27 protein-coding genes and 1 pseudogene are annotated in these 26,484 nt (G+C 59.2%); 9 read left to right on the top strand and 19 right to left on the bottom strand.

Annotated features, from left to right (window positions below; translation table 11 throughout):
* Nucleotides 1-24: 24 nt before the first annotated feature.
* Both ACIOTN_RS13890 and ACIOTN_RS13885 read right to left on the bottom strand, forming a co-directional pair.
* A pseudogene (locus ACIOTN_RS13890) lies at nt 25-852 on the bottom strand (ABC transporter substrate-binding protein); the annotation flags it as partial.
* Nucleotides 853-1,452: 600 nt separating this feature from the next.
* Entirely contained in the window at nt 1,453-1,674 is a 222-nt protein-coding gene (locus ACIOTN_RS13885; protein ID WP_402735529.1) for a hypothetical protein, read from the bottom strand.
* 301 nt (nt 1,675-1,975) lie between these two features.
* On the opposite strand from ACIOTN_RS13885, the gene ACIOTN_RS13880 reads away from it, so the two are divergent.
* Nucleotides 1,976-3,040: a hypothetical protein gene (locus ACIOTN_RS13880; RefSeq protein ID WP_402735528.1), complete on the top strand. Its 1,065-nt coding sequence runs from the start codon at nt 1,976-1,978 to the stop codon at nt 3,038-3,040.
* 728 nt (nt 3,041-3,768) lie between these two features.
* Here ACIOTN_RS13880 and ACIOTN_RS13875 read toward each other — a convergent pair.
* Nucleotides 3,769-4,185, bottom strand: coding sequence for a hypothetical protein (locus ACIOTN_RS13875; protein WP_402696426.1), 417 nt, complete (start codon nt 4,183-4,185; stop codon nt 3,769-3,771).
* 689 nt (nt 4,186-4,874) lie between these two features.
* On the opposite strand from ACIOTN_RS13875, the gene ACIOTN_RS13870 reads away from it, so the two are divergent.
* Complete coding sequence (locus ACIOTN_RS13870; RefSeq protein WP_402696428.1) at nt 4,875-5,171, top strand: hypothetical protein; 297 nt, start codon at nt 4,875-4,877, stop codon at nt 5,169-5,171.
* A 788-nt stretch (nt 5,172-5,959) separates the two neighbouring features.
* A complete protein-coding gene (locus tag ACIOTN_RS13865; protein WP_402696430.1) occupies nt 5,960-6,325 on the top strand; it encodes a hypothetical protein in 366 nt (121 codons plus the stop codon).
* Nucleotides 6,326-6,765: 440 nt separating this feature from the next.
* Here ACIOTN_RS13865 and ACIOTN_RS13860 read toward each other — a convergent pair whose 3' ends face one another.
* Nucleotides 6,766-7,596, bottom strand: coding sequence for an aldo/keto reductase (locus ACIOTN_RS13860; protein WP_402735527.1), 831 nt, complete (start codon nt 7,594-7,596; stop codon nt 6,766-6,768).
* A 44-nt stretch (nt 7,597-7,640) separates the two neighbouring features.
* Nucleotides 7,641-8,822 (bottom strand): MFS transporter, encoded by a 1,182-nt coding sequence (locus ACIOTN_RS13855; protein ID WP_402735526.1) that lies wholly within the window; start codon nt 8,820-8,822, stop codon nt 7,641-7,643.
* Between the two features lie 114 nt (nt 8,823-8,936).
* Here ACIOTN_RS13855 and ACIOTN_RS13850 point away from each other — a divergent pair, with 114 nt between their 5' ends.
* Both ACIOTN_RS13850 and ACIOTN_RS13845 read left to right on the top strand, forming a co-directional pair.
* Nucleotides 8,937-9,383: a MarR family transcriptional regulator gene (locus tag ACIOTN_RS13850; RefSeq protein ID WP_332503593.1), complete on the top strand. Its 447-nt coding sequence runs from the start codon at nt 8,937-8,939 to the stop codon at nt 9,381-9,383.
* Nucleotides 9,384-9,414: 31 nt separating this feature from the next.
* A complete protein-coding gene (locus ACIOTN_RS13845; protein WP_332503595.1) occupies nt 9,415-10,092 on the top strand; it encodes an HAD family phosphatase in 678 nt (225 codons plus the stop codon).
* A 26-nt stretch (nt 10,093-10,118) separates the two neighbouring features.
* On the opposite strand, the gene ACIOTN_RS13840 is transcribed toward ACIOTN_RS13845, so the two are convergent.
* The 3 genes from ACIOTN_RS13840 to ACIOTN_RS13830 all read right to left on the bottom strand — a co-directional run bounded on the left by ACIOTN_RS13840 (nt 10,119) and on the right by ACIOTN_RS13830 (nt 13,201).
* Entirely contained in the window at nt 10,119-11,393 is a 1,275-nt protein-coding gene (locus ACIOTN_RS13840; protein ID WP_332498413.1) for a low temperature requirement protein A, read from the bottom strand.
* A gap of 97 nt (nt 11,394-11,490) precedes the next feature.
* Nucleotides 11,491-12,135, bottom strand: a complete 645-nt coding sequence (locus ACIOTN_RS13835; protein WP_332727898.1) for an isochorismatase family protein — start codon at nt 12,133-12,135, stop codon at nt 11,491-11,493.
* Nucleotides 12,136-12,277: 142 nt separating this feature from the next.
* Nucleotides 12,278-13,201: an aminoglycoside phosphotransferase family protein gene (locus ACIOTN_RS13830; protein WP_402735525.1), complete on the bottom strand. Its 924-nt coding sequence runs from the start codon at nt 13,199-13,201 to the stop codon at nt 12,278-12,280.
* Between the two features lie 63 nt (nt 13,202-13,264).
* Between ACIOTN_RS13830 and ACIOTN_RS13825 the strand changes: the two genes are divergently transcribed.
* Nucleotides 13,265-13,738: a DUF664 domain-containing protein gene (locus ACIOTN_RS13825; protein WP_402735524.1), complete on the top strand. Its 474-nt coding sequence runs from the start codon at nt 13,265-13,267 to the stop codon at nt 13,736-13,738.
* A 26-nt stretch (nt 13,739-13,764) separates the two neighbouring features.
* Here the strand turns inward: ACIOTN_RS13825 and ACIOTN_RS13820 are convergent, their stop codons facing one another.
* From ACIOTN_RS13820 to ACIOTN_RS13810, 3 genes are all read right to left on the bottom strand, one after another.
* Entirely contained in the window at nt 13,765-13,938 is a 174-nt protein-coding gene (locus tag ACIOTN_RS13820; protein WP_402735523.1) for a hypothetical protein, read from the bottom strand.
* Nucleotides 13,939-14,060: 122 nt separating this feature from the next.
* Complete coding sequence (locus tag ACIOTN_RS13815) at nt 14,061-14,600, bottom strand: GNAT family N-acetyltransferase (protein WP_402735522.1); 540 nt, start codon at nt 14,598-14,600, stop codon at nt 14,061-14,063.
* Between the two features lie 89 nt (nt 14,601-14,689).
* The gene (locus tag ACIOTN_RS13810; protein ID WP_402735521.1) at nt 14,690-15,265 is read right to left on the bottom strand and encodes a cysteine hydrolase family protein; all 576 of its coding nucleotides are present in this window, start codon (nt 15,263-15,265) and stop codon (nt 14,690-14,692) included.
* 70 nt (nt 15,266-15,335) lie between these two features.
* Between ACIOTN_RS13810 and ACIOTN_RS13805 the strand changes: the two genes are divergently transcribed.
* On the top strand, nt 15,336-16,283 hold the full coding sequence (locus ACIOTN_RS13805; RefSeq protein ID WP_402735520.1) for a GlxA family transcriptional regulator: 948 nt from the start codon (nt 15,336-15,338) through the stop codon (nt 16,281-16,283).
* Here ACIOTN_RS13805 and ACIOTN_RS13800 read toward each other — a convergent pair.
* The 6 genes from ACIOTN_RS13800 to ACIOTN_RS13775 all read right to left on the bottom strand — a co-directional run bounded on the left by ACIOTN_RS13800 (nt 16,237) and on the right by ACIOTN_RS13775 (nt 21,910).
* On the bottom strand, nt 16,237-16,779 hold the full coding sequence (locus tag ACIOTN_RS13800) for a GrpB family protein (protein ID WP_402735519.1): 543 nt from the start codon (nt 16,777-16,779) through the stop codon (nt 16,237-16,239). The two genes, ACIOTN_RS13805 and ACIOTN_RS13800, sit on opposite strands and share 47 nt — an antisense overlap.
* Before the next feature lie 63 nt (nt 16,780-16,842).
* The gene (locus ACIOTN_RS13795) at nt 16,843-17,775 is read right to left on the bottom strand and encodes a hypothetical protein (RefSeq protein ID WP_402735518.1); all 933 of its coding nucleotides are present in this window, start codon (nt 17,773-17,775) and stop codon (nt 16,843-16,845) included.
* Between the two features lie 144 nt (nt 17,776-17,919).
* On the bottom strand, nt 17,920-19,428 hold the full coding sequence (gene gatB / locus ACIOTN_RS13790; protein ID WP_402735517.1) for an Asp-tRNA(Asn)/Glu-tRNA(Gln) amidotransferase subunit GatB: 1,509 nt from the start codon (nt 19,426-19,428) through the stop codon (nt 17,920-17,922).
* Between the two features lie 5 nt (nt 19,429-19,433).
* Nucleotides 19,434-20,972, bottom strand: a complete 1,539-nt coding sequence (gatA, locus tag ACIOTN_RS13785) for an Asp-tRNA(Asn)/Glu-tRNA(Gln) amidotransferase subunit GatA (protein WP_402735516.1) — start codon at nt 20,970-20,972, stop codon at nt 19,434-19,436.
* 5 nt (nt 20,973-20,977) lie between these two features.
* Nucleotides 20,978-21,274 carry an Asp-tRNA(Asn)/Glu-tRNA(Gln) amidotransferase subunit GatC gene (gatC, locus tag ACIOTN_RS13780; RefSeq protein ID WP_038989805.1) on the bottom strand — a complete coding sequence of 99 codons (297 nt, stop codon included), beginning with the start codon at nt 21,272-21,274 and terminating at the stop codon, nt 20,978-20,980.
* An 84-nt stretch (nt 21,275-21,358) separates the two neighbouring features.
* On the bottom strand, nt 21,359-21,910 hold the full coding sequence (locus ACIOTN_RS13775) for a maltokinase N-terminal cap-like domain-containing protein (RefSeq protein ID WP_133833017.1): 552 nt from the start codon (nt 21,908-21,910) through the stop codon (nt 21,359-21,361).
* An 85-nt stretch (nt 21,911-21,995) separates the two neighbouring features.
* Between ACIOTN_RS13775 and ACIOTN_RS13770 the strand changes: the two genes are divergently transcribed.
* On the top strand, nt 21,996-22,595 hold the full coding sequence (locus ACIOTN_RS13770) for a GNAT family N-acetyltransferase (RefSeq protein WP_402735515.1): 600 nt from the start codon (nt 21,996-21,998) through the stop codon (nt 22,593-22,595).
* A 16-nt stretch (nt 22,596-22,611) separates the two neighbouring features.
* Here the strand turns inward: ACIOTN_RS13770 and ACIOTN_RS13765 are convergent, their stop codons facing one another.
* Together ACIOTN_RS13765 and ACIOTN_RS13760 are read right to left on the bottom strand one after the other, a co-directional pair.
* Complete coding sequence (locus ACIOTN_RS13765; RefSeq protein ID WP_402735514.1) at nt 22,612-24,525, bottom strand: penicillin-binding transpeptidase domain-containing protein; 1,914 nt, start codon at nt 24,523-24,525, stop codon at nt 22,612-22,614.
* Nucleotides 24,526-24,588: 63 nt separating this feature from the next.
* A complete protein-coding gene (locus tag ACIOTN_RS13760; protein WP_402735513.1) occupies nt 24,589-25,149 on the bottom strand; it encodes a GNAT family N-acetyltransferase in 561 nt (186 codons plus the stop codon).
* Between the two features lie 192 nt (nt 25,150-25,341).
* Here ACIOTN_RS13760 and ACIOTN_RS13755 point away from each other — a divergent pair, with 192 nt between their 5' ends.
* The gene (locus ACIOTN_RS13755) at nt 25,342-26,472 is read left to right on the top strand and encodes an ROK family transcriptional regulator (RefSeq protein ID WP_166650656.1); all 1,131 of its coding nucleotides are present in this window, start codon (nt 25,342-25,344) and stop codon (nt 26,470-26,472) included.
* Nucleotides 26,473-26,484 lie beyond the last annotated feature (12 nt).

Here is a 26,484-nt window from a genome sequence, read left to right as displayed (position 1 = left end):
CGCCCTTGATAACGCCGGCTCTTGCCATACGGCCCCCACGACAGTGGCGATGCTTCCATCGCCCAAGCCCTTGAACCAAGCCGGGTCATACATCGGTGCGGTTGCAATGACCTCCGCATCAACGAGCGACTGCCAATAGGAGGTGACTTCTCGGTTCATATCGGAATCAACATCAATCTTCCAGCTGTCGCCTTCGATGGAGAACCATGGTGCGCCTGCTTGCCAGGATAGCCCTGCAAAGTCGTAGTTCGCATAAGGCGAGCTGATCTTGACCTTGGGATCTGCATCCTTCAGTTCGAGGGCCGCTTTTCTGTATTCATCCCAGGTTGTTGGAATTGCAATATCGTGCTTTTCGAACAGCTCTTTGTTGTAGAACAGGGCCATGGGTCCGGTGTCCACAGGTGCGCCGTACACTGCGTCACCGATTCGGACGCTGTTCCATGCGAAGTCAACATATTCGTCTTGATTCTTAGACGCAAAAGCCGTCACATCTTCAAGAGCACCCTGAGCTGCGAAGCTTGTCAGGGTTTCATATCCGACTTGTCCCAAACACGCAGAGTTTCCGGCCTGGACTGCGTTGAGCATTTTCTCGTAGCCGCCTCGCGACCCAGGCTGGATCTCCCCAAACTTCACCTTGATGTCAGATTGCGATGCGTTAAAGGCTTTCGCGCTGTCGGCATACCCTGGGGCCCATCCCCAGAAGGTTAGCTCAACTGGTGAAGATGCGGAATTGTCGTTTGTTTCTGACACAGAATCCGCAGAGCTTGCGTTGCCACCTCCGCAGGAGCTCAAAGCGAGTGCGGCTATCAGGGAGCCAGCAGTGGCAATTCCCCAACGCTTGAAGTTTTTCATTTTTCCTCCACTGCTACCACCGACTGAAATATCAACCTGGACGAACGTTTATGAAGCTGCTGCCAAAGTGATCTTGGCGATTTGGATGACCGTTACTTCCTCAAATGGAATCCGATGTGAATCGCGCAACAGCTAGCGTAGAATCCAGAGCTGGTTCTGGAGCTAATCGCGTTGGGGGGGAGATTCGAAAGGGCCGGATGTGGTGTTGGTGAAGATGCGATAGTAACTGGATTCGGCCGGTGCATCGTGTGGGACCCGTGTGCATTAGCTGCCGGTGGAGACTCTGGCGTACCCGAGAAGACGTCCCATAAGCCTAAATGTATCAATACTCGCGGAACGGTGACTGTTTCGAATCATAGTTTGTGGCACAGAGTTTTGCGATGAAACCTGCTTGAAAATCTGTTGATTTTTCAACTGTCTGGAGTTTTAGGCAATGCTAGTGGTCCGGTATGTCATAAACGACCATTACCGGACATCGAATCGTTAGCGTCGGATATTTGAGGAATTCACCCCCAAATCTCGGCCAGCATTTAGAAGGGCTGAACCCAATTAAGTGGTTCACCCTTCCAAAAGCTGTGTTTCATCTTCTTGGATGCCTAACTAGATGTGAAGACTGACCATTACTTGAGCAAGGCCTGACGCGTCGAAGTCTAAGGTATGAGCTTTAACCTCACCGTGCTTTCCGCTTGGCAGATTGACCTGTGTTCCCACGGGCGGGAACACATCAGCCTTGAGCCGTCCAACTTTGTCCCCATCCTGATCGAGGAACAATGTGCCACCAGTGTTGCGTGCATCGAATTCAAAGCTTCCTTCGTCCATCATCTACTCCTGTTCTACTGTCTGAACGATTCAGACTTACCCCACGGATATCAGGATTCGCACCACGTGTGTGGGATGCATCAGGTGTCAAAACTGATGTTTGAAAAGTATTCTCAAGTGCGTTGGCTGGTACGTTCACTGATAGCTACAGCTTTGTAGTATGCATGAGTTGGTTCACGTCCTCGGCATAGGACTTTTGAGAGAAACGTTCCAACTCGATCAAACAGGCTGGCATGCCCGACCTGCGCAGGATGTCATACTGTGGGCATGAAAACAGGGGAGACATCGATGAGAGGCTCTACATATGGCTGTGACGATTGAACCGCACGAGTTGGAGCCGTTTCGCGCGGTCATGAGGGACCTGCAAACTGGTGCCGCTTGGTACTATGCGCAGACAGCTTCGGGCGGTGAACTTGGTTCGACGGTTCGGTCATTTATGGCGAACTGTCAGGTCCTCAACGACTGGTTTGTAAACGCGATCGACGATGCTGCATCTTACAAGGCTCTCTTTGACCAGCCACGACGTACTGGCGCAGACGTCATCGACGCCATGAAGTACGTCCGAAACGTCTCACAGCATGTACTCCATGTAGTCAAGCCTAGCGACACGGCAGTACTGGTCGGAGGGCAGTTCGGATTAAGGGGCTATTTCCAGTGGGAAGCAATTCCCGAAGAAGTGCATGCCAAGTTACGCAAAGGAACGCAGGCACTCAGGCCTACCTACGAGGCCAATCTTAGTGGCAAGGAACTACTGGGCACCATGATGGAAGTGTTGCGTTTCTACGCTGACGTCGCTCCGAGCCTCGTTCACCGCGACGAACACGGTGAATGGACAGGATTCCCGCTTATGAGTCAGCCAGGGATTTTAGACCCTATACACCCTGAGGAGCCACGCTGGGATATTGCGCAAGCGAGGGTTTGGATGGACATCCGCGGGCCAGGCGGTGATGCTCGAGTGATCTGCGGTCAGGTCACGATCGACGAGGTGCCGTACTTCTTTGGCTACACGTTCGTGGGCCGCCTGTCGTTCGCGCCATTCGTCGAGACTGCCATGCAAATCAACAAGGATATTGCGATTGGATTCCCTTACCTCGAAGGCAACCTGGCTGCGAATGTGTTCGACGTAAGCGGTGAGCATGTCGATGCGCGTCAGGGGCGGGTCTACAGGAGCAGTGAGGACCTTGCAACCTGGACAACAAGAAGCGCTCAGGTCGAAGCCCGTGAAGACTGGTGCTCCCCCGGTTTCGATCTCGATAGCTGGCGCATACCGTGCGCCCTCGAGGGCGGCGGTTTGACTCCAGATTATGTGGCCCACGGTGTAAGACGGGCTCGACGCCTCAATGCGCTAGTGCCCCCTCGACACCTGTAGCGCTCAAAGTGCTGTCGCCCTCGTCCTGGGCTTGGCGCTCATTTTGTCCCCGTTACTACTACTGGTCGCAAGTTCACCTGATGAAAGATACATTCACCTGATGTAAGTGGTGGAAGTTAGGCCGTCGATGGTGGTTTCGGCCAGACTTCGGCTTCACGGGTGGGAACCAACAGGGGCGGGCTCGCCTTCTGCCAGTGACCCTTATTTTCGGCAGTAATCAGGCACGGACTGCGGGATGCGGCGGACAAAACGCGTTACATGCCATTAAGGTGGCCGCTAAGCATTCCTCTGTTGGGAGCGCAAGTTGCGGTGTTTAGCGTTGCGATCCGAACGTTTATTGTTAGTAACCCTGGCGGGCTGGACCGGCATTGGGATTGCTTCCGAGTAAACGTACAAGAGCTGCTTTTCGCGGCGCCCCGAACGGTTTCTCGGGCTCTGAGTCCGTTTCTGCGAACAGTTCGAAGGGTCGCCCATTCGCGTGCTCCTCTACCCAACGGAGCGCCTCTGATACGTCCTGCACCTCAATCAGTACAAAAGCATCTAGGTTCCAGCCGTACCCAGGACGAGCTCGTTCCCAAAAATTGACTCGATAACAGGGTGAATCAACCGAGTCGTGTGGTTCCGGGTGAACTGTTTCTATGGCGCGCATGGGACCAATATACAAGCATACTCCAGTACGTTATTGGGGAATCCTGTCACTCTAGTTGCCGTGGACTACGGATATTTTTCTACAGATAGGGAACTACACAGTGGTTTCTACCTAGGCGCCATTCCAGGCCATCCACATCGATTATGACGAGAGGAATCAGATCCCTTCGAAACAAGCGTTTGCGATGTTCGATATGAGCTCCTCCTTCAAGATAGACGCGGGTAGCAATGCACAGTCTTCGAAGATCATCTTCTTTGTCCTCTTGCACGTCCCCGTAGTCGAACATAGTTGCACCTACCCGCAACTCGGGAATCCAGACATCCACCCACTCATAAGTGGCACGGAAAATAGCTGCGCGTTCAGTTCCTAACGTGGATTTCACTTGGATAACGTGCAGATAACCGTTGCCTAGAGAATCCTCGGGTTTTACGATGAAATTCTGATCAAAGGTTTGAGCAGTAATTCGGTAGAGCATGGTTTGGATGTCAAGGGTCACGCTCAAAGCCTCTCACGCAATACGTAGGATTCCTTACCTTGCAAAAATCGGAATCAATAATTTCCAGAACTGATCGTATTTGGTGTCCCAGTCAAGGTTCCCTTTATGGCCCGGATTGCGGGACCGGGAATTTCCAAGCCAGGCACCCCTTGCAGAATGCCAGTGATTGCTTATCGGGATATTGCCTCATGCTCTGCAATGGCAGCAAGGGCCGAATCAGCCACGCTCAACATCACGCTGCTGTCCCGGCGATCAAAGAGGTGCATAGTGATCGTCCGGCCGTTGGAATTCCAAATGCAGGGAAGCGTTTCAACGTCGTCCCAGGGATGCTCTGGCTTTCCGAAGAGCTCAGTGAGTTGGATCCGTAGTTCGCTGAAACCACTTCGAGTAGCTGGGTCACAGGATTCTGGGGTGCTGTAGAGATGGACAGTTACTCCCAGGAACTGACCGTCGTACGTGTCCCATGAACTAAAGGGTCGTCTGCCTAAGCCCGTATCCAGTCTAGTGATCTGGTGAGGCGATTCATCACTCCCTGGCTCGACCCGAACACCAGATTAGAGTCCAAGGCGAGCGAAGAGATTCTCACGTTCTTCATCGCGTCGTGGCCAAGGCTCGTCGATCAATTGTCCGATAAGTTCCACTACAGTGCACGGCACCGGATTCCTCCATATTCATGGAGAATGAACAGCATGAAAGATGGATTCTATTTCGACCTTGTGGATTACTCCGACGTCATAAATAGCTCCACAGGGACGTACATAGTCGTACGCCACGTGTGGGAGATTACGGACAGCATGCCGGAGGTGAGAAATTCCATCATCCTCGATGAAGCAATAACACGCGTTCAAGCTTTGGGCATGGAACCAACTCTTATCGGTCTTCCGGGATGGCAGGGAAAATTGGATAGTCCGGCAACATCTCTCGCCTGGTTTTTCAACAACGGCTTCTATGTATTCGAAATAGATGGAGACCTAAGGCAGTCCTGACAGTTAGCCGTTCTGTATTCCCTGCCCCGATGCAAGTGTCCCAGACGAAGATCCCCCTACCGTCCAACCTTGAAATCGTTCGCTAAAAGGCACTCTGCCGAATGCGAACTATCCGCACATGTGCGGGCGACAAACCAACCTTAACTGCAAACCTGCCGATATTGTCGGCTTCATGGGTGAGCACATTGTGTGCATTCAATTTAAGACCGGATATGACGCCGATCGCGGACCTGCATGGATTAGCCGCGTCGGTTGCTCAAAGTCGTGGAGGATAGCCCACTTCCACGATCTTTCTCTTTGCAAACTATCGGGAATCTTTGACGCCAATTTCGTCGATTTAAAGACTAGCTACAAGCATTGGGTTTCCGTGCGAAACGAGACTGTACTGATGGACGCGACAGTAATGTCCAGCCTCTAGTTGATGCATATGTGGTGGATGAATACGAGGCTTCCCTTGCGGGCGCTCCGTCGCCAGGTAGGGTAAAGGCTGAGCGGATCCAACCTCTCCCAGCGTACGTCACCTCTTTGAGACAAAGCGCGCCCAGATTCACGGCCTTTGAACTTTCTACATTGTGCGCCTAAAACCAAACACGTTCAAACACCAGCCGTGCCGTAGCTCTGACAGTCCGGTTACACCAAAGTTTCATTCTTCAGTCACCTTGATAGTATGGCTTCAAATGGTTAAACGTCTTTCTCCGGTCATCATGCCAACTGTCCTTATTATCGGGTTGGCCTCTTGCTCGTCGATGCCTGAGGTCGATTGGAATCAGTCACAAAACGAGGCAAGTATGTTCCTGGAGGCAGCCACGTCTGCAAAGGGATCCCTCGGTGGGGGCACCCTGCGCGTTGGCCAAGGTACTCCGGGAGATACTGATTCGGGCATCGTTCTCAACTATGACTCCGGCGCCCGGATCACGGGGATCCGCGTCAGTTGCTTCGGAGAGGGAACGCTTCGACTCGGATTCGCTACCCAGACTGGGTCCAATTGGAGCGGCAACGATACTGTCGAAGTCATCTGCAATGGCGAGGAGAACAACGTATCGGTTTCAGAGATCCTGTCTACGGCACAGGTCGATGCGGTGCAATTCAACGGCATCCTCGGTGAGGGAACGGGTGGAGTCCTCGCCGTGGCTATCTCCGGGGTGGCGAACTAACGCCCGCTGCAGTTGCAAGTTCGGCATTCGAAATCTCCAAAGGCGAACTTACGGCGCTGATAGGCATGATTCTCAAGCAAGTACGCGCCGTTGCGTTCTCCAACCGTGACTGCGGCAGAAAAAAATTTGCCGTACCAGCAGGATGCCGAACCGGAGACAGCACGCGTCGCCGATCTGTCTCCATTTGACTGTATAGCTGGCCGACGGGCGAAACATGATTTCTACCTACATTTTTCCGCAGAGCATTGATCAATGGAAACTGTACGATCCGCCGTATAGCTGTATCAGACGCATAGTCGTCCGTCACTCCATAATGCTTGTGGCCAGCCGGCGCCAGTGCAGAAAGTCCACATCCGAACAAATCCTCGGACTATCCAAGCCATAGATGCTGCCCGTGGCCCGATGAGAGCACAGGCAGCATCTTGGTTGTTGTCATCAAATCAGCCGTTGAAGGTGTCCGGGTTTGGGCCGGTGCGTCCATCGCGATCAAGGGCATCAATGCTTGCCAGTTCGCCGCTGGTCAATTCGAAGCCGAACAGGTCCAAGTTGGCGATGATGCGTGATTCAGTCACAGACTTCGGGATGATCACCCGGCCCTGCTGCAGATGCCAGCGCAGGATGACCTGAGCCGCGGACACCTCATGTGCCTGAGCGATGCCCACGATGGTTTCATCGCTGAGCATTGCGCCCTGAGCCAGCGGGCTCCATGCTTCGGTGACGATACCGTGCTGCGCGTTAGCTGCAACGACTTCGCGGTTCTGCAAAGCTGGGTGGAGTTCCACCTGGTTCGCGGCCGGAACGATGGTTCCTTCGGCGGCCAGCTGCTCCAGGTGCTCGGGCTGGAAGTTGGAAACCCCGATGGCGCGGATCTTCTTCTCTGCATACAGCTTTTCCAGCGCCTTCCACGTCTCAACGTAGAGATTCTTTACCGGGGCTGGCCAGTGAATCAAGTACAGGTCCAGGTAGTCCAGGCCCAAGCGCTCAAGACTGGCATCAAAGGCTTCCAGCGTCTGCTCGTAACCCATGTCTGCGATCCAGATCTTGGAGGTGATGAACAGGTCTTCGCGGGCAATACCGGACTGGGCCAGTGCAGCGCCCACGCCTTCCTCATTGCCGTAGATCGCGGCGGTATCGATGCTGCGGTAGCCGGCCTTGAGCGCTGAACTCACTGCGACAGTGGTCTCTTCGTTGGGAACCTGGAAGACTCCAAAACCTACCTGGGGCATTTCAACGCCATTGTTCAGGGTGACGGTTGGGATTGCGGTAGTCATATCTAACTCCTAGAAATTGGTTGGGGACTGAACAAAACTGTGGATTAGCCAGCTGTAACCAGCTGGGGTGATGCTGCCGAAGACTTCTTGGCCAAGCCCATGGCCAGGAGAATAACGACCAGTGCGACGAGGGTAATCAGTGCGCCGACCCAGATCGGCGAGGTGTAGCCCAGGCCTGCCGCAATGCCCAAGCCGCCGGCCCATGCGCCCAGCGCGTTGCCGACATTGAACGCACCGATATTGGCGCCGGATGCCAGGGTCGGCGCATTGCCGGCGTACTGCATGATGCGGCTTTGCAGACCGGGAACGGTTCCGAAGCCGAAGCCGCCCATCAGCAGCAAAGCGATAACGGTGGCGATCTGGTTGCTTGCGAAGAATCCGAAGAGGACAAGGACCACCAGCAGTGCCGAGACGAAGATGAGCAGAGTGCGGTCGATGCTCTTGTCAGCCATGCGGCCACCGATCCAGTTGCCGACGAACAGACCCACGCCGAAGAGCATCAGCAGCCATGGAACGCTGGTCTCATTGAATCCGGTGACCTCGGTCAGGGTGTAGGCGATGTATGTGAAGGCGCCGAACATGCCACCGTAGCCAAGGACCGTGACACTTAGGGACAGCCAGACCTGCAGCGAGGTGAAGGCCCCGAGTTCTCTGCGCACGGAGATGCCTTCGGCTGCGTGCTTGATGGCTGGCACCAGCACGAGGATGCCGATCAGGGCGATAATGCCAATGCCGGAGATGGCCCAGAAAGTCGAGCGCCAGCCGGAATGCTGCCCCAGCAGGGTACCGAAGGGAACACCCAGTACGTTGGCGGCGGTCAGCCCGGTGAACATGATGGCAATGGCGCCAGCCTTCTTGTTGGCCGGGACCAGGTCAGCTGCCACGACCGCGCCGATACCGAAGAAGGCACCGTGGCACAGGGCGGCGATGACGCGGCCGATCATGGCCACTTCGTACGTTGCGGCCATCGCGGTAAGCGAGTTGCCAATGATGAAAAGCACCAGCAACCCGACGAGCACCGGCTTGCGCGGCAAGCGGACGGTGGCTGCGGTCAGGCCGAGCGCGCCGACCACGACGCTCAATGCGTATCCGGAAATGAGCCAGCCAGCTGCGGCCTCGCTGACGCCGAAGTCGGCTGCCACATCCGGCAACAAGCCCATGATGACAAATTCGGTAAGCCCGATGCCGAAGGCACCGATGGCCAACGCAATAAGACCGAGCGGCATAGCGTTACTCCTGATAGACTAGATAAATTAGTTGCACACGCTTGTTATTGCGCGATGAACACTATCGTTGCACACGCAACTAACCAGCGCAAGCAAGTACTTTTGGAGGAACCCATGGGAATCGCAGATGATGCTGTCGAAATCCGTGCCCGAGGGTGGCGCACTTTGGCGTCGTTGCACGGATTAATCGATACTGCACTTGAAAAGGACCTGACGGCGCAGGTGGGGCTCTCTGTGGTCGAGTACACACTTCTGGATGCCCTGAATCGTCAGGATGGCTGGCATATGCGCATGGCGCAGCTGGCCCGCGCCACGGCCCTGAGCCCCAGCGCAACGACGCGACTGGTTACCAGGCTCGAAGACCGCAATCTGCTCTCGCGGGTGCTGTGCGCCGATGACCGCCGCGGCATTTACACCGAGCTCACTGCCACTGGCCACGAGCTGTACCAGAAGGCCAAGCCCATTCACGATGCCACGCTGGAACGCGTGTTGAAGCAGGCAGAAGAGCAGCCTGAGCTGGCGCCGCTGGCCCGCATTCTCCACGAGTTCTCTGCCGCGTAGCCAATTGCTGAATCCTTGGAAGGGACCGTCCTTGCTGCATCCGAAATTTTCCGCCGTGCTTTTCGATTGCGATGGCGTCCTGGTGGATTCCGAGTCCATCACCAATTCCGTGCTCCGCCAGATGCTCATAGAGCTGGGCTGGGAGATCAGCCCCGAGCAATGCATCGAGATCTTCATCGGCAAGGCGTTGAAAGACCAGTGGCAACCCATTCTCGACCAGACCGGATTCCGCATCGACGACCAGTGGATTAGCCAGTTCCGCGCACGCCGCGACGAAGCGCTGCGCTCGGAGTTGCAGCCGATCCCCGGAGCGCTGGAAGCAGTCAAGCAGATTTCCTCGGTCTACGGCCAGAACATTGCCTGCGCCACCGGCGCAGACCGGGCCAAGGTCGAAATGCAGCTGGCCCTGGCCGGGTTCACCGAGTACTTCGGAGACCGGGTCTTCAGCGGCATGGAATGCCCACGCAGCAAACCGGCACCGGATGTCTACCTGGCCGCAGCCGCGTCACTGGGCATTGACCCAGCTGGCGCACTGGTTATCGAGGACACTGCCACCGGGGTGGCTGCCGGGATCGCGGCCGGCGCGACGGTGTACGGCTATTCCAACGGCGGACCCACGAGCACTTCGCCCGAGCTGCTGCGCGCGGCCGGAGCAACCCATGTGTTCAGCAGCATGGACGCACTGCCCGGCATGGCTTCCGGAGCATAATTGACGGCTGGGCTGATCGAGTACCGCTACCCCGCCGGCCGGACCAGGACCCTGTCCAGGGATACTGCCAGCTTGCGCCAATACCCCAGCTCGTAGACGATGATCACGGTCAGCGGCGAGCACAGCAGCACCAGCAAGCAGGCCCACACCGGAACGCCCAGCTGGCTGAGCCCGGCCGCGGCCAGCGGCATCAGGAACGTGGGCAAATGCGCCCAGGTGAACATCGGGGCACCGAGCAACCAGGTCAGCAGCAGGGTAATGATGACCATGAAGGCGAAAACCGGAATCGCCAGAGCCACAATGACCACCACTGGGTCGGTAGCGGCTTCGGGATCATAAGCGTAGCCGATGGTATGCAGCCCGGCGCCGATCGCGGCAATGGACGTGAAAAGCGCAATATGCCCGAAGATCCACGCTGCGGCCTTGTCCCGCCGCAGGTGGAGCACCGGCCCGGAGGGCAGCTGGAAGTACGCCCACCACAGCGAGAAAGAAATCAGCACGCCCGCGGCGACCACCACGATGCTCTCGAAATTCCAGTTCGCCCCTTGGGAGATCGTCCGGGCAGCTGCCAAGGTTCCCACGATGCATTCGCCCAGGGCAATGATCGACATGAGCGAATAGCGTTCCGCCAGATGGTGGGCGTGCCAGGGAATACCCGATTCGCCATGGGAACGGGCCACCCGCTCCGCAATCAGCGGTGCGCTGAAATCGATGATCCAGAAGACCGCCAGGCAGCACAACGCCGGAACCAGCGAGAGCGGAAGGAAGAGGAATGAGGTCCAGCCCAGCTGGGCAATGCCCACCCCGATAGCATTGCCGCGCGCTGCCATCCGGTGCTGCGGATCGTGCCGGGCCACCCGCAGCCACTGTCCGATCAGCGCCACGCGCATGACGATGTAGCCGGCGACCATCACATTGGCATCAAGCACCGCCCCCTGATCGATGGAGGCGAACATCATCGGGATGCCGACCGCCAGCACGATGACGCCCGCCATCTGCACCAAGGTCAGGCTCCGGAACAGCCAGTCGTCGTTGTCGAAGGCCGAGGCCAGCCACGCGTAATTGGCCCAGGCCCAGATGATCGACAAGCACGCGATGGCAAAGGAGATGATGGCCGGCGCATAGTGCCCCACCTCGATGCCGTGGGCCAGCTCGCTGCCGGCAACTCCGAAGGCGGTGACAAATGTCAGGTCGAAGAACAGTTCCAGGGTGGTGGCGGTCCGGTTCTGCTCCTGCGGATCGCGTCCGCGCATGCGGCGCAGGCCGTGCTGATAGAAATCAAGACCCGTGCTGGCGGACATCGTGCGGCTTTCTCGAAAACTCAACGGAGGACATTCACAAGAATAGGTAACCGCCAGCTGGAATTATCGCATTGACGCCTCGGCAAATCCGCGGGGCCTACTTCCCAGCCGAATCCAGTTCATGCTTCAGCGGGAAGTACCAGCGCATGATCTTGCGCAATTTGTCCGAATCATCGCGGGCCCAGTTGCGCATGAGCTCGCCTCCGAAGGAAATGGCCGTGACCGGCTGGGCGCCGGCGGCGATCATCCGTTCGAAGGCGAAGTCGTGCGCCGCCTGGGATATGCCGCCCACCGCGTCGGCTACCGGATAGACCTCGTAGCCTTCGGAAAGCATATCCAGGGTGGGAAAGGCGAGGCAGACCTCGGTCCACAACCCGGCCATGACCACCTTGCGCCGGCCGCTGCTTTCGATGGCCTCCCTGAACTCGGCATCCTCCCAGGCGTTGACTCCGCTGCGGTCGATTTCCTTGACCCCGGGCAGCTCGTCCTTGATCACCTGCGCGGTGCCTTGGTTGACTCCCATGTCCACGCCCACGGTCGAGAGCACCACCGGAATCCCGTACTCAGTAGCCAGCCGGCACAGCGCCACGACATTCAGATCGATCCGCTCCCGAGTGGTGGAAGTGACCGTGCCATACTGCTCGGGCTGGAAGTCGATCAACGCCAGCACGCAATTCTCCGGCGTGAGCAAGTGGTCTGCGCGCTGATCGCGAACCGGTTCCGGCGAGGTTTTCTTGGGCATGTCCAGCTCCTCATGGATCGATGAAGTTGCAAGAAACTTCGTGCGTGGCTTCAGGCTATCGCCGGCAACCGGGCCCGGCCAGTGCCCGGAGCAAGTCCCCGGGGACTTCCAAGAATCCCGATCCGCGCCGGCCGGTTGCTGCTCATTTCCGGCACTGGCCGCCGGCGAGCAGCAGTTGCAGTGTCTGGCGCCCGATGCGGCCCAGCGGATCCTCCTCGGCCAGGGTTGCGGTAAGCATGGCGTAGCGCAGCGCCCATCCCCTGGACCGCTGCCACAGGTCGCTGCCCGGTTGGGCGCCGTAGCCTTCGAAAGCCGAGGCGGTGGCTTCGGCGCTGAAGTGCATCCACAGCATGCCCAGATCCGAGGCCGGGTCCCCGGCACACAAATCCCCGAAATCGATCAGCGCCGCTAGCTGGCAGCGGCCGTGCTGCTCGGTGATGACCGTATTGTGCGGATGCGGATCACCGTGCAACCACAGCGGTGCCTTATCATGCGGCGCGGCGGACAGCGCTTGGGACCAGAGGTCCTGCGCCGGACCTCGCAGCGGGGAGTCCAGCGCCGCAATCTGGCCGCAGGTTTTCGCATCGAGTGCGGCCAGCCCCACGCCCCGGAATTCGCTGCTTGGCGCCGCGGCTCCGGCAGGCTGGTGCAGCCGGTACAAGTACTGCGCGAATTCTCCGGCGTAGCCATCGCGCCTGCGGCGGTCCACCGTCGCGGCGCTGCGGCCCGGGACATAGGGGCAGATGGAGAACGTGAAGGGGTACTGCGGTGCGGGCCGTCCAACGAAGACCGGCATGGCGATGGGCAGGCCGGTCTCGGCGGCCAATTGCGGCAGCCAACGCCGTTCCTTGAGTCCAATGGCCTCTCCTAGTTCCCGGCGCGGCAGGCGCACCACCAGCTCAGCACCCAGCCGGTACACCTCGTTATCCCACCCGGTAGCCAGATAGGCAATGTCCTGGTTCGCCCAGTTCGGCGCCTGGCTAACCAGCAGGTGCCTGACCAGCTCCGCGTCAATTTCAACTTCGGCTGGCGGCATTCCCTTATCCGTGGAGACAGAAGAAGTCATTGCTCAATGCTAGTGCACCCCGCATGGCTCACCCTGCCGCGCGAATCGTTCTAGAATCGGTGCATGGACTCCCCTGCACCCGGCGAGCAGATCCTCGCCACGCTCCTGCTGGAGAAATTCGACCAGCTTACCGAAACCTTGGCGAGCATTCCGCAGGAACAGGCCAATAGCGTCCTGCCCGTTCACGGCAGCAATTCGCCGGTGCAGCTGGTGCTGCATTGCTGCGGGATGATGCGCCGCTGGTCTTCCACGGTCAATCTCGGCATCGAGGTCCCCCGCGATCGGGCCGCCGAGTTCACCGCGGTGATGGACAAGGAGACTGCCCTGCAACTGGCGCATGAGGCCAGGAAGGCGTTCGCCAACGACCTGGCGCTCACTGCCATGCATGATGCTCCCGTTGCGGCCCCGCCAGGCAGGGAGGGTGAATACTGGATGGCCACCTGCCAGGGCGTGCTGCTGCATGTGCTCGAAGAGCTCTGCCAGCACTTGGGGCATCTGGAAATCACCCGGGATCACTTGGCCAAGGACGCGTCGTGAAAGGCATCCGGCAGGTCACAGCTAGCCTACCCATGGCCTTTCCCGGGGCCTGAAGAGCGTCCGCGCGCAGAGCCGTCCCAAACGAGCAAGGCTCCTGCAACAGGCAAGAACATGAGAGCTGGAAGCCACTGGAATGCTACCAATGCCACCATGGCGGCCAGCAGCATGGCCAGCGCCGCGATTCTGGGCCATGCAGCCATGGCTACCCTCCTAGAAGCCTTCTACCGCTCAGCGGTAGTTGATTTGGTGTGATGAAACCCTAGCAGGATCAGTGCGCAGTTGCCAGAGGCGCCAAATCAAATGCCGCAGGACCGCGAGCCGCTCACAGGTCCAGATCTTCCCAATCGAAGCGGGTAGTGGTCCCGGATTCCCAATCCTGGCGCAGGATCGCGTAGGCAACCGAGGCGAGATGGCGCCCGTCGCCGGTGGGCCACGCCATCCGGTAATGCGCCTCCTTGAGGAAACCGGCGCGAAGAAAAGTCTTGCGCATCGCGAAGTTGTCTTCCCTGGTTTGGCCTTCGAAGCGCAAGGTGCCGGGGAAGTCAGTGAACACCTTGGCGGTCAATTCCCTCAGTACGAGGATACCCAGGCCTGATCCCCGGTGCTTTTCCGCCAAGCGCAGGTCAAGCATTGGGGTGTCGTCTTCCAGATCTTCGAGTACTGCCATTCCCAAGCATTCTCCGTCGCCAATAATCCAGAATCCTTGGCTCTCGCTGTTCCAATATCTTCCGCTATCGACTAGTCGTCTCAGCTCCGGCTCTGTCCAGTCCCGACGGACATGGAATGGAAAGCTGTTGCTTGATAGAAACGAGGCGATGGCACGGCTGTCTTCCGGTGCCATTGCTGTGAACAAGATATTCATGGGGCCAGCCTATAGAAGACATGCCGGATCCAGTCAGCGTAAACATGAATCCGGCGGCGACAGCACCCGGCCGAATACCTGCTTCCGTGTCAGGCCGCTTTCAATGAATCCAGAATCTCTCGCGTCGAAACCACCAGCGCAAAGCCGTCTCCGTGAAGATTGGTCGCCGTAACCTGCATCAGAGTGGCTGCCGGTATTACCGTGCCGTCAGGTCCTGCCAGATCAAAAGTTCGTGTGGCATCGAGAGGCACAATGACGTCAAATCCCAGATTTCCGCCCATCCGGGCGGTGGTTTCTACACACAAGTTGGTTTGGATTCCGCAAACCACGATCTTTTTGATCTGATTGGACCTCAGCCACTGGCCCAAATCCGGGGAGCCATAAAATGATGAGTTCACTGACTTGGTTACGAACAGATCAGGGGTGACCGCTTGCACCGATTCGTGAAGATTATTGCCGGGACCTTCCACGAACAAGGGCGAGTCCGAATTTCGGCTATCGTGCCTGACGATCACTATCGGCATGTTCTTTTGGGACCACTCCAAGAGAAGCCGATCAACGTTGTTCTCGCATTGCGGGTAGTTGGTTGTCGGGCCCCATGAGGTGTCGTAGAAACCCTGTTGCATGTCAACCACGATCAATGCGGTCTTTGTACTTGTCATCATGCTTCTACTTCATCAGGGATCGAGGAACCCAACCAGTGGCATAAATGACATGGTTCGATAAGATTGCGCCATGACCATTGTGGGGATTCTAGTTGGGCCGGGCCGTCGAGCATTTGATATCGAAGTTGCACGTGAGGTGTACGACGACCGAACCGACTGTGGTCTCCCCCGGCCCGCAGTTCGAATCCTCGCAGCAACCACGGTCACCGCTCTTGACCCGGTTCGCTCAATACGGCGCACACATCCGCTTGCTTCGGTGGAGGAACTCGACATGATGGTGGTTCCAGGAAGCGAGAATCCGCTCGCAGAACCTCACCCGCAGGAAGTGGCAGCAGTTGCACGAGCTGCTTCCTCCGGGGTCCTTGTCGCCTCGTTGTGTACCGGCGCATTCACACTCGCCGCTGCAGGACTGCTCGATGGGCGAAGCGCGACGACCCACTGGCGTTTTGCCAATGAACTTGCAAGGCGTTATCCAGAGGTCAACGTCAAGTCGAGGGATTTGTATTGTGGCGAGGACAAAGTATGGACTTCGGCTGGAGTCACCGCAGGAGTTGATCTATTACTCCATCTAGTACGTCTGGACTGGGGAACCAGCGCTGCAGAAACTATCGCGAAGGCCATGGTCACCCCTGTTTTCAGACCGGGAACCCAAGCGCAATACGCGGATACCAGCATCCCTGGGAATTCATCGCCGTCAGTTGAACAACTGCATCTGGCAGTCAGCCAAGATCTTCAACGGCATTGGAACGTCCAAGAACTAGCAGCGGTCTGCGCAATGTCACCACGAACTTTTCACCGGTGGTTCTCAGACGCGGTCGGGACAACACCTATTGCATGGCTCAATGATCTTCGAGTCAGCGAGGCCCAACGCCTACTGGAACAAAGCGACCTGTCGGTTGGCGCCGTTGCCCGTCAGGTTGGCTTTGCTTCTGATGATCTGCTGCGCAAGCATTTCTCGTCGCGATTGGGGATCACGCCGACCGGCCATGCAGCGGCTTTCCGTCGACAACGTCCTTGATGAATTGCGCCTTGCCTCGCGCATAAGCGATCCTGTCATCCCCGACCCTCGTGGCCAAGTCCTGTTTCAGCTCGGCATATGCGGTAGCAACATTGGCGTCTTCCCTCAGTCGATCGCGGAACACCAGATGCTCGCGTTCCCAGACCGAACCGAGTTGGCACACGTGAACATGCACTGTTCGGGGCTCTCCCGCGGGCGGACGAAAGAAGAGATGGCCGGTCTCCCGTTGCCGCAGCACAAGCCCCAGCGTTTCGAGGCCGCTGCGGTACGCGGACTCTTCTGAAATATCCGGAACAGCTAGTTGGAGGTCGAGAACTGGTTTGGCGATGAGGCCCGGAACTGCTGTCGACCCGATATGCTCTGCAGATGCCGCGTCAGGACCAATGGCGGCCTTGATGCGCAGCATCCAATCAGCGGCCTGGACGGCCCACGACGGATCATGCTCGACAAGATGGACAGGTTCACCACCGGGCCTATCGAACCATTCGCTATTCATCTATCCAGTATGCCTCGATGCTGGAAGCCGGAAGGTGCAATTCCAGGCAGGTTCCACTTCGCCCTATCCAGCCGGCTGGCCGTTTTCACCCAGCACCGCGTCCCCGTCGGTATGCAGCGGGTTTTTCATCGTCGGCATCCACGCGCAGCGCGTCTGCATGCCCGACACCGCTTGCCCATCCCTGATCAGCACCGTGCCCAGCATCCACTGCCCGTCGTCGGTGACTTCCTCCATGGCTTCCGGTCCGGCCAGGTAGCCCATCATTTCTTGATCGTCCAGAGGCATCTCGCTCTTGGCGTTCGGGGCAGAATAGACGGGGATCGACACGGAAATGGTGTCGCCATTTGCCTCCGGGTGGCAGTATCCACCGTCGCCTCCAAGACCGTCCGTGCGCACGAGGTAGTACTGGTCATCGCCGGAATACTGTTTTACGCCTACCGTTCGAACCTGTTCCAGCGGGCCATTTTCCGCGCAGGCAGTATTCTGGAAATCGCTGCGCAGGTACTCAGTGACCTTGACGCCCTGCGTGGCTGGCACCACGCTCGCAACGGTGGATCCGCAATTATGCGAATAAGCGATCTCGCCGGGAACTTGGACTGGCCCCTCCTCCGTCGCAACCCAGGCAACGAAGTGCTCCCAATAGGCATTGCCGGACGTGCTGATGAACGATGCGACGGCATCGTCTACGCCGTCGCCATCCAGATCCGCGTAGACGATCTTGCCCAGCTCATAGCTGTTGAATTCATCGCTGGCTTTCGAATTCTCAAGACGAATCTTCGAGGGTTTGCCATCGAGCGCCATCGGATCCATCCAGGTTGCGTTTCCAAGATCCGCATCTCGCAGGGATTCGATCCCAGGTTCTTCCTTGCTCGGCGAAGGAACTACCGTTGGCGTTGAGGATTCCAGGTCCGGCTCTGGTTCGCTGCACCCAGTGAGCAGCAGCCCAACCGCGGCCACCGTGCTGAAAATTCTTGCTCCACGAGATGCATTGATCATGTTCAGATGATAACTGAATATAAAAACGACTCATAAAAACTTGTGCCATCAAGACCGCTTGCGCGTAATGCTTGTTAAAAAAACGCCAGCCTCGGACTTCACGCTTGGAAGTCCGAGGCTGGCGCCAGGGCTGGAGTCCGGGGACTAGAGTCCCAGCTTCTCCATCACGATTTCGCGCACGCGGCCGGCGTCGGCCTGTCCGCGGGTGGCCTTCATGACAGGGCCCATCAGCGCACCGATGGCCTGCATCTTGCCGCCCTTGATCTTCTCGACCACATCAGGCATGGCAGCCATGGCATCATCCACGGCCTTGCCCAAGGCATCATCGTCATTCACCACAGCCAAGCTGCGCCTCTCGACGATTTCGCTTGGGGTGCCTTCGCCGGCGATGGCGAATTCCAGCACCTGGCGGGCGATCTTGTCGTTGATCTTCTTCGCCTCGATCAGCGAGTTCAGCTCAACGATGGTCGCAGCGCTCACGCCCAGATCGGCGATGTCCTTGTCCGCGGCCTTGGCCAGGCGGGCGATCTCGCCCATCCACCACTTGCGGGCCACAGCGGCGCTGGCGCCAGCGGCAATGGTCTGCTCGATCTCGTCGAGCACACCGGCGTTGACCACGTCGCGGAATTCCTTGTCCGCGTAGCCCCACTCGGCCTTCAGGCGCTTGCGGCGCTCGGCTGGCGGTTCCGGCAGGCGGCCGCGCAGCTCTTCGACCCATTCGGCGGTGGTGACGATAGGCACCAGATCCGGCTCCGGGAAGTAGCGGTAGTCATCGGCATCCGACTTCGGGCGGCCCGAGGTGGTCGAACGGGTGTCCTCATGCCAGTGGCGGGTTTCCTGGACGATCTTCGCCCCGGAATCCAGCACCGCTGCGTGCCGCTCGATCTCGAAGTGCACGGCGTGCTCCACCGCGCGCAGGGAGTTCACGTTCTTGGTTTCGGTACGGGTGCCGAACTTCTCCGCGCCCTTGGGCATCAGCGAGACGTTGGCATCGCAACGCACGTTGCCGCGTTCCATCTTGGCATCCGAAACGCCCAGGTTCTTCACGATTTCGCGCACGGCGGCCACGTAGGCCTTGGCCAGCTCGGGAGCGCGCTTGCCGGCGCCTACGATTGGCTTGGTCACGATCTCCACCAGCGGAACACCAGCACGGTTGTAGTCAACCAGCGAGTAGTCCGCACCCTGGATGCGCCCGGCAGCGCCACCCATGTGGGTCAGCTTGCCGGCATCTTCTTCCATGTGGGCGCGTTCGATCTCGACGCGGAAGACTTCGCCGTCTTCCAGCTCGATGTCCAGGTAGCCGTCGAAGGCAATCGGATCATCGTACTGGGAGGTCTGGAAGTTCTTCGGGGTATCCGGGTAGAAGTAGTTCTTGCGGGCGAAGCCGCACTTCTGCGCGATCTGGCAGTTCAGTGCCAGGCCGATCAGGATGGAGTACTCCACGGCGGTCTTGTTGACCACCGGCAGCACGCCGGGCAGGCCCAGGTCTACCGGGGTGACGTTGGTGTTCGGGGCATCGCCAAAAGCGTTCGGCGCGTCGGAGAACATCTTGGTCTTGGTGTTTAGCTCGACGTGGACCTCGAAGCCCAGGACCGGGTCGTAGCGATCCAGTGCCTCGTCGAAGTCGACCAGTTCATCGGTGTAGTTGCTCATGGTGCCTAGGCCTCCTGCGCGATCGAAGCGGTGTCAATGGCTGGTGCCTGCGAGATCAGCGAGTGGCCCCACTGCTTCTCGAGCAGGGTTTCCAGTGCCGCGCCGGCACGGTACAAGCGGGCATCCTCGTAGGCCGGGGCCAGGAACTGGATGCCTACCGGCAGGTTCTCGGACAGGCCGCCCGGGACGGTGATGCCCGGAACGCCAGCGAGGTTGGCCGGGATGGTGGCCACGTCGTTGAGGTACATGGCCAGCGGGTCGTTGTCGTTCGCGCCCAGCTCGAAGGCGACGGTCGGCGCGGTGGGGGAAACCAGCACGTCGGCCTGCTCGAAAGCGGCCTCGAAGTCGCGCTGGATCAGCGTGCGGACCTTCTGCGCCGAGCCGTAGTAGGCGTCGTAGTAGCCGGCGGACAGGGCGTAGGTGCCCAGGATGATGCGGCGCTTGACCTCGTCGCCGAAGCCGGCGGCACGGGTGGAGCCCATGACGCGCTCGATGGTCATCGGGCCCTCTTCCGGAAGCACGCGGTGGCCGTAGCGCACACCATCGAACTTGGCCAGGTTGGAGGAAACTTCCGACGGCATGATCAGGTAGTAGGCGCCCAGCGCGTACTTGAAGTTCGGGCAGGAAACCTCGACGATTTCTGCACCGGCGGCCTTGAGCAGTTCCAGCGACTCGTTGAAGCGTGCTTGGACACCCTCCTGGTAGCCTTCGCCGGTCAGTTCCTTGATGACGCCAATGCGCAGGCCCTTGATGTCCCCGGTGGCGCCGGATTCAGCGGCGGCAACCAGGCCTTCGAGCGGGTTGGGCAGCGAGGTGGAATCCTTGGGATCGTGCCCGCCGATCAGTTCCTGCAGGTAGGCCGAGTCCAGCACGGTACGGGAGACCGGGCCGATCTGGTCCAGCGAGGAGGCCATGGCGATCGCGCCGTAGCGTGAGACGGCACCGTAGGTCGGTTTCACGCCGACGGTACCGGTGACGGCGCCTGGCTGGCGGATGGAGCCGCCGGTGTCGGTGCCCAGTGCCAGCGGAGCTTCGAAGGAGGCCACGGCTGCGGCCGAGCCGCCGCCGGACCCGCCCGGAATGCGGTTCAGGTTCCACGGGTTGCGGGTCACGCCGTAGGCGGAGTGCTCGGTGGAGGAACCCATGGCGAATTCATCCAGGTTGGTCTTGCCCAGCATTGGCAGCTTGGCAGCGCGGATCTTCTCGATCACGGTCGCATCGTAGGGGCTCATCCAGCCTTCGAGCATCTTCGATGCCGCGGTGGTCGGCTGGCCCTTGGTGACGATCAGGTCCTTGATCGCGATGGGCACGCCGGCCAGCGGGTGCAGGGCTTCGGCCTGCGCGCCGCCGGCGGCACGGATGGCGTCAACTTCGGCTGCGACGGCGAGCGCTTCTTCGGCGTTCACATGCAGGAAGGCATTCAGTGCGCCGTCAACCTCGGCGATGCGGTCCAGGTGGGCCTGGACTGCTTGAACGGAGGTGGCTTTGCCGGCGCGCAGCTTGGCGGCCAGCTCGGTGGCGGAAAGCTTAATCAGTTCATTCACTTGGATTATTCACCATCCAGAATAGCCGGGACCTTGAAGCGGTCCGAGTCCGAATCAGGCGCGTTGAGCAGAACTTCTTCAATGCTCAGCGTCTGCCCCACCGTATCTTCGCGCAACACGTTGGTCAGCGGGATCGGGTGGCTGGTGGCTGGGACGTCGGAGGCGGCGACTTCGCTGACGGACGCGATGGCACCGACGATAGCGTCGAGTTCACCGGTCATTTTGTCCAGCTCTGCGTCGCTCATCTCGATGTGGGCAAGGTGTGCCAGATGCACAACGTCCTCACGGCTGATGGCAGACATGTATCTCCCTAGAATGGCGGTTGGGTTTCATAGACAAGTCTATCCCTTACGCGCCTGCCCCAATGCCTATATGCGGGGCATTAGTTATGCTGTGCGCAATACCAAACCGCTCAGGTCCTGGCCGAGGGCGTTCTCCCAGATCCCGATAACACCGGCTTCGGCGGGATCGCCGGCTACCGGTTTGCGGATGATCACCGCGTCTTTGCCCCGACTCTCGCCGCGGACCAGGATCCGCGGATCCGCGGTAAAGGACTCGGACCGGTGCTGCGGCGTGGCATTTCCGGCCAGCAGTTCACGTGCCTGGGCGATGAAAATGGGGTCGCCGGCGGCGTCATAGACAAAGCGGGTGCCCAGAATCGCGTGCTCGCTCGTTCCCAGTAGGTAGCGTTCCGCACCGTCAACCGGGGCATCCCGATAGGTCAGCGGAACGTGGTAAATCACGTCAGAGGTATCGCTGTGGTCAGCGTAGAAGCTCAACTCGATACCAACTTCACCCTGCGGGTCTTCCAGACGGAATCCGCCAACACTTTCAAGTTTCGGCGCGCCCTGGCCGGTGTAGAACTCCTGCTTGGCCAGCCAGGCTGCCACCAACTCGGTCTTGGTTGGAGACATGGTGGTGTTGTAGACGATTCCCATGAGCTTAGTCTGTCAATTGCTGGTATTAGGCACAAGTGTTAGCGCAACGGTTCTTTGGCCAGCCGATAGCTCCTACGATGGTTTCATGCACACACATGAGCCATGGGATGAAGTTCAGCAGGCGCAGCAGTACGGGCAGAACCTGCTGCGGGATGCCGCCATTGAACTGCGCGAGTCCGAGCACGAGGACTTCTCGGTCATGGCCGGGTGGTGGAACGATCCGGCCTGGGCGGTGCTCCAGCAACGAACCATCAAACCGCGTCCCGGGACTCCGCTCGTGGAAATGTTCGCACAGTGGAGCGAGAACAAGCCCTATTCCGGCGATGCCGGCTTCAGCATCTTCGAGCGCGGCAGCGGAACCTTCATCGGGCACATCACGCTGCATGGCGGCCAGTTGCCCCATCGCGCCGCTGAAATGGCGGTGATGATCGGCCCGGACTTCGTCGGCCAGGGTTTCGGCACCCGTGCCACCGCATTGATGTCCGGCTATGGTTTCCGCGAGTTGGGACTGCACCGGATTAGCCTGTGCGTTGCCGCCTTCAACCAGCGGGCCATCCGGGCTTATGAGAAAGCCGGGTATACCCAGGAGGGGCGCCAACGCGAGGTGTACTTCCACAATGGCGTATTCCACGACCAGGTGCAGCTGAGCCTGCTCGCCGGCGAATACTTCGCCCAGCGGGGCTGAGCAGCACCCCGCGCTACTATTTGGCCGCTTCCTCCAGCATGGACTTCACCAGCGGTCCCGCCGTCTGGGCTCCGCCGTCTCCATCCTCGACGAACGCGGCAACCGCCAGATCGCCTTGGGCGGCGATGGCCCAGGCATGCGCGTTCTTTTCGCCGTCGTATTCGGCGGTGCCGCTCTTGCCGATGATCTTTCCGCTGCCTACTGCCTTCAGGTCCTCCAGGGTTCCGTGGTCCACGACCTCGGCCATCATGGTGGACAGCTGCCCTGCTTCCTCTTCGCTCAGCGTGGAAGCCGGCTTGGCAGGTGCCTGGGGTTCTGGCGCCAGGATCAGCTTGGGCTGCACCGTGGACTTCGCCTGGATCGATGCCATCACGGTGGCCATGCCCAGTGGCGATGCTTCCACCACGCCCTGGCCAATCATGTTCGCGGCCTGGGTGGTGCCTTCAGAATCTTCGGGCACCGAACCGAACACTGCGCCGGCACCGGTTCCGTCCTCTGCCAGCAAGCCGAGAGCAGCCGCGGCTTCAGCCAGGTTCTTGCCGCCAATTTCCGTTCCCTGATTCACAAAGACCGTGTTGCAGGACTGCGCGATTGCTTCGGATAGCGGGATGGTGCCTACGGCGGCAGCAGGATAGCCGTCATAGTTCTTGAAGCTCTTGCCATCCACCACCGTGGTTGCCGGGCACTTGACCTCGGTACCCGGTGTCGCTCCGTCACGCAGCATCGCCAAGGCGCTCACGACCTTGAAGGAAGAACCCGGTGCATAGGAAGCTTGCAAGGAGGTGTTCAGCCCGGAAGAAACCGGGCCCGAGGAGGCCGCGAGGACGCTGCCGTCAGAGGGCCGAATGACCACGATGGCAGAGTTCGATTCGGCTTCGGCCAACAGTTCATCCGCGGTTTCCTGCAGTCCGGTGTCCAAAGTGGTCTTCAGGTCCTTGCCTGCTACCGGGGCTGTGGTGATCAGTTCCGCTACCGCTTCATCTTCAGCGTTGTACTGCGATACCGAGACTCCTGCAGTTCCCGCGAGGGTGTCATTGTAGGCGGCTTGCAATCCTGATTGGCCTACCTGGTCACCGGCCTTGACCTTGCCTTCAGACTTCTCGATATTCTCGGCGGTGGCCTTGCCAACGCTGCCTAGCAGCGGGCGGGCGAAGGAGCGAGTGGGTGCCAAGGGCAGCTCGTCGTTGTGGAAGCCGGCACCCGGAATGCCCTTGATTTCCTCGTCGGTGACTTCCCGCGTTGCGTCATCGCGCAAGACAATAGCTTCCACCCAGGCTTTGTCGCCAGCGGCCATCACTCGTTGCGCATAGGCCTGTTCATCGATGTCCACGAGCTTGGCCAGTTTCTTCGCCGAGCTTTCCCAGTTTTCTTTTCCGGTGTGGGTCTTATCCATGCCAACACGAATCACCGGCCGATTGGAGACAATGCTTTCGCCTTCAGCATCGGTGATGCTGCCTCGTGCTGCAGGGTCGAAGGCCGCTTTGAGGTAGTCGCCGGTTTCGAACTCAGGGGCAAGTATTGACGGGTCAAAGCGCAGTTTCCAGGAATCGGATTCCTTGTCGAATTCCCACACAGCCTGGGTGTCGTAGCTCAGATCCTTGTCCGACTTGTCGATATCCCATACCGTGGTGATGCTCGCGGTAGCTGTCTTGACCCCATCTTGCTCTTCTTCGTCTTCGGCCACCGAACGAACGGTGCTCATGTGCTTGATTTCGCCCATGGTGCCAAAGGCAGTTTCCTGGGCTTTCGCTGCATCTTTCGGGCTGGTCCCAGCGAATTGCACTGAGCCGAAATCGCCGCTATTCATGGCGGATACCAGTGCATCAGCCGAAGGCGCCGGGTCTGGCGCGCCAGCGCTGCAGGCACTTAGTGCGCCCATGGCCAGGGACGCAACGGACAGGGCGGCAACACTTCGGCGAATAGCACTCATGGCGCCATTCTATTCACGCGCTCGGACAGACCACAACGTGTGTCCGCCGAAGTCATGGGCGGTTCACCTGGATCCAGGCTGAATCCTTCTTGGCTGCAGACTATAGGCGTAGACAACCAATTCGATATCGGTGTTCGGCACAAACCAGTCGCGTTCGGGATAGTGGACGAATCCGAGGGATTCATACAGTCCCCGGGCAGAATCCCAGCTGCTGCCGGTAGTCAGGGAGACGGCATTGATTCCGGGAATGAGCCGGGCGCGCTCGATGGCGGCCTGCACCATGCTCCGGCCAACACCCCTGCGCTGCGCGGCCGGATCAACGCTGAGCATGCGGATTTCCAGCTCGTCCGCTCTGGCAATGTCCGCATAGTCGCTGCCCGCCCGGATCAAGGTCATGGAACCGATGATCTCTTCTTCCCGGCGCACCACGTAGATTTCGGTCTGGGCTGCACGCTCGGCCACCTTGCGCACGAAGTCCAGGTACTCGTTATCCGGGCTGTCGAAATGCCCAGCGGCAAAATAGGACTCTGCGGTCAGCTCCCCCACACGCTGGTAGTGCTCGGGAGCAGCCAGTTCAATCGACAAGTCGCCAATGCTGGTTGAAAAAGTTTGCGTGTCAGTCATGATGCTCCAAGTGTGCCACGAGCTCAGGGGGTTTCTGCACGTCACCGAGCCCAAGGCAAATGATGCTCTGGCTGAAATTTTTGCTGAGCAATTCTTCTCTGATCTGCAGTGATTCGCGGTGGGAAATAGTGCCTTGCGAATAACTGGGAGAAAAACTTGCCCGCAAGTTTGTTAATGGAGTTAACTAACCCTGTGACTTCCCCACGCAAGGACTGGAATGTGCTGTCGCACGGCAGCGCTATTTTGCCGTCCCATGGAAGGGAGCACAACCTCTCTCTGGTTCTGCAAACACTTTCGGACCAAGGCGCTTCGAGCCGTGCCGATCTGGCACGCGCTACCGGCCTGACACGTGTCACCGTCTCGGAACTGGTCGCGGAATTGATCAACCGCTCGCACGTCATTGAGACCGGGCAGCAAGAGCAAAAACGCCCCGGCAAGCCCTCCACCCTCGTCGATTTGAATCGCCCGGGGCTCAGGATCATCGGCGTGGACTTATCCGGCGTTGTCCCGTTCCGGGCGGCCATCATGGATCTGGATGGCGCCATCCTCAAGAGTTTTTCTGCCCAGGCACGTGAAGCAACCGGTGAGGCCGCGACGGTCCAGCTCCTGGAGCTGCTCGACACCGCCCTAGCCGAATGCGACGCACCGGTTCTGGGCGTGGGCATTGGCTCGCCCGGCGTAGTGACCGATCGGGGAATTGTCCTCGCAGCCGAAAAGTTCGGTTGGCGCGACTACGACCTGCGATCTGCGGTCGAGCAGGCTACCGGCCTGGCCGCTCATGTCCTCAATGACGCCGACTGCGCCATCCTTTCCGAGCACACTTTCGGCCAAGGCAGCGACCACATGATCTTGCTGCGCCTGGGGCGCGGTGTAGGCTGCGGCGTCATCACCCACAACACCCTGGTGCGCGGCTCGGATTTCGCCGCCGGCGAGCTGGGCCATGTCCGCCAGCGTGCGCAGGACACTGTCTTATGCAGCTGCGGGCAAATCGGCTGCCTGGAAGCCTATGCTTCCGTTCCTGCAATCTGGAAGTCCCTGGCCGAGGGGGAACCAAAGGAACAGCTGGATCAGCGGATCGCCGCGTATCTTGCTGGCGCACTTGCCCCGCTTCTTTCGGTACTCGACATTCGCGATGTCATTTTCACCGGGACCCCGGAAGTCGTGGATCAGCCTCTCGCGCAAGCGCTACGCGAAGCACTGGCCCTGCGCTCGCATACGGCACGCGCCGAGAACTTCCGGCTTTCGCTGAGCGAAGATCCAGAGCATCTGGTGCTCCGAGGTTGCGCGGTCAACGTGCTATTCCATGAACTGGGGATCACCTAGCGGGGCCGCCCG

Source organism: Glutamicibacter sp. NPDC087661 (assembly GCF_044743275.1).
In the GTDB taxonomy this organism is placed as follows: domain Bacteria; phylum Actinomycetota; class Actinomycetes; order Actinomycetales; family Micrococcaceae; genus Glutamicibacter.
The sequence above is the reverse complement of the archived record's forward strand: the minus strand, read 5'-3'. Positions and strand labels throughout refer to the sequence as shown.

Coding starts and splice junctions, on each gene's coding strand:
- ACIOTN_RS13775 (WP_133833017.1), bottom strand. CDS start 21,910: ATGGGAATCGTCTACAACACCACCATGTCTCCAACCAAGACCGAGTTG.
- ACIOTN_RS13805 (WP_402735520.1), top strand. CDS start 15,336: ATGACCATTGTGGGGATTCTAGTTGGGCCGGGCCGTCGAGCATTTGAT.
- ACIOTN_RS13810 (WP_402735521.1), bottom strand. CDS start 15,265: ATGATGACAAGTACAAAGACCGCATTGATCGTGGTTGACATGCAACAG.
- ACIOTN_RS13815 (WP_402735522.1), bottom strand. CDS start 14,600: ATGAATATCTTGTTCACAGCAATGGCACCGGAAGACAGCCGTGCCATC.
- ACIOTN_RS13765 (WP_402735514.1), bottom strand. CDS start 24,525: ATGAGTGCTATTCGCCGAAGTGTTGCCGCCCTGTCCGTTGCGTCCCTG.
- ACIOTN_RS13880 (WP_402735528.1), top strand. CDS start 1,976: ATGGCTGTGACGATTGAACCGCACGAGTTGGAGCCGTTTCGCGCGGTC.
- gatB (WP_402735517.1), bottom strand. CDS start 19,428: ATGAGCAACTACACCGATGAACTGGTCGACTTCGACGAGGCACTGGAT.
- ACIOTN_RS13870 (WP_402696428.1), top strand. CDS start 4,875: ATGAAAGATGGATTCTATTTCGACCTTGTGGATTACTCCGACGTCATA.
- ACIOTN_RS13800 (WP_402735519.1), bottom strand. CDS start 16,779: ATGAATAGCGAATGGTTCGATAGGCCCGGTGGTGAACCTGTCCATCTT.
- ACIOTN_RS13795 (WP_402735518.1), bottom strand. CDS start 17,775: ATGATCAATGCATCTCGTGGAGCAAGAATTTTCAGCACGGTGGCCGCG.
- ACIOTN_RS13835 (WP_332727898.1), bottom strand. CDS start 12,135: ATGCCCAAGAAAACCTCGCCGGAACCGGTTCGCGATCAGCGCGCAGAC.
- ACIOTN_RS13840 (WP_332498413.1), bottom strand. CDS start 11,393: ATGTCCGCCAGCACGGGTCTTGATTTCTATCAGCACGGCCTGCGCCGC.
- ACIOTN_RS13855 (WP_402735526.1), bottom strand. CDS start 8,822: ATGCCGCTCGGTCTTATTGCGTTGGCCATCGGTGCCTTCGGCATCGGG.
- gatC (WP_038989805.1), bottom strand. CDS start 21,274: ATGTCTGCCATCAGCCGTGAGGACGTTGTGCATCTGGCACACCTTGCC.
- ACIOTN_RS13860 (WP_402735527.1), bottom strand. CDS start 7,596: ATGACTACCGCAATCCCAACCGTCACCCTGAACAATGGCGTTGAAATG.
- ACIOTN_RS13865 (WP_402696430.1), top strand. CDS start 5,960: ATGTTCCTGGAGGCAGCCACGTCTGCAAAGGGATCCCTCGGTGGGGGC.
- ACIOTN_RS13820 (WP_402735523.1), bottom strand. CDS start 13,938: ATGGCTGCATGGCCCAGAATCGCGGCGCTGGCCATGCTGCTGGCCGCC.
- ACIOTN_RS13850 (WP_332503593.1), top strand. CDS start 8,937: ATGGGAATCGCAGATGATGCTGTCGAAATCCGTGCCCGAGGGTGGCGC.
- ACIOTN_RS13770 (WP_402735515.1), top strand. CDS start 21,996: ATGCACACACATGAGCCATGGGATGAAGTTCAGCAGGCGCAGCAGTAC.
- ACIOTN_RS13825 (WP_402735524.1), top strand. CDS start 13,265: ATGGACTCCCCTGCACCCGGCGAGCAGATCCTCGCCACGCTCCTGCTG.
- ACIOTN_RS13885 (WP_402735529.1), bottom strand. CDS start 1,674: ATGATGGACGAAGGAAGCTTTGAATTCGATGCACGCAACACTGGTGGC.
- ACIOTN_RS13760 (WP_402735513.1), bottom strand. CDS start 25,149: ATGACTGACACGCAAACTTTTTCAACCAGCATTGGCGACTTGTCGATT.
- ACIOTN_RS13830 (WP_402735525.1), bottom strand. CDS start 13,201: ATGACTTCTTCTGTCTCCACGGATAAGGGAATGCCGCCAGCCGAAGTT.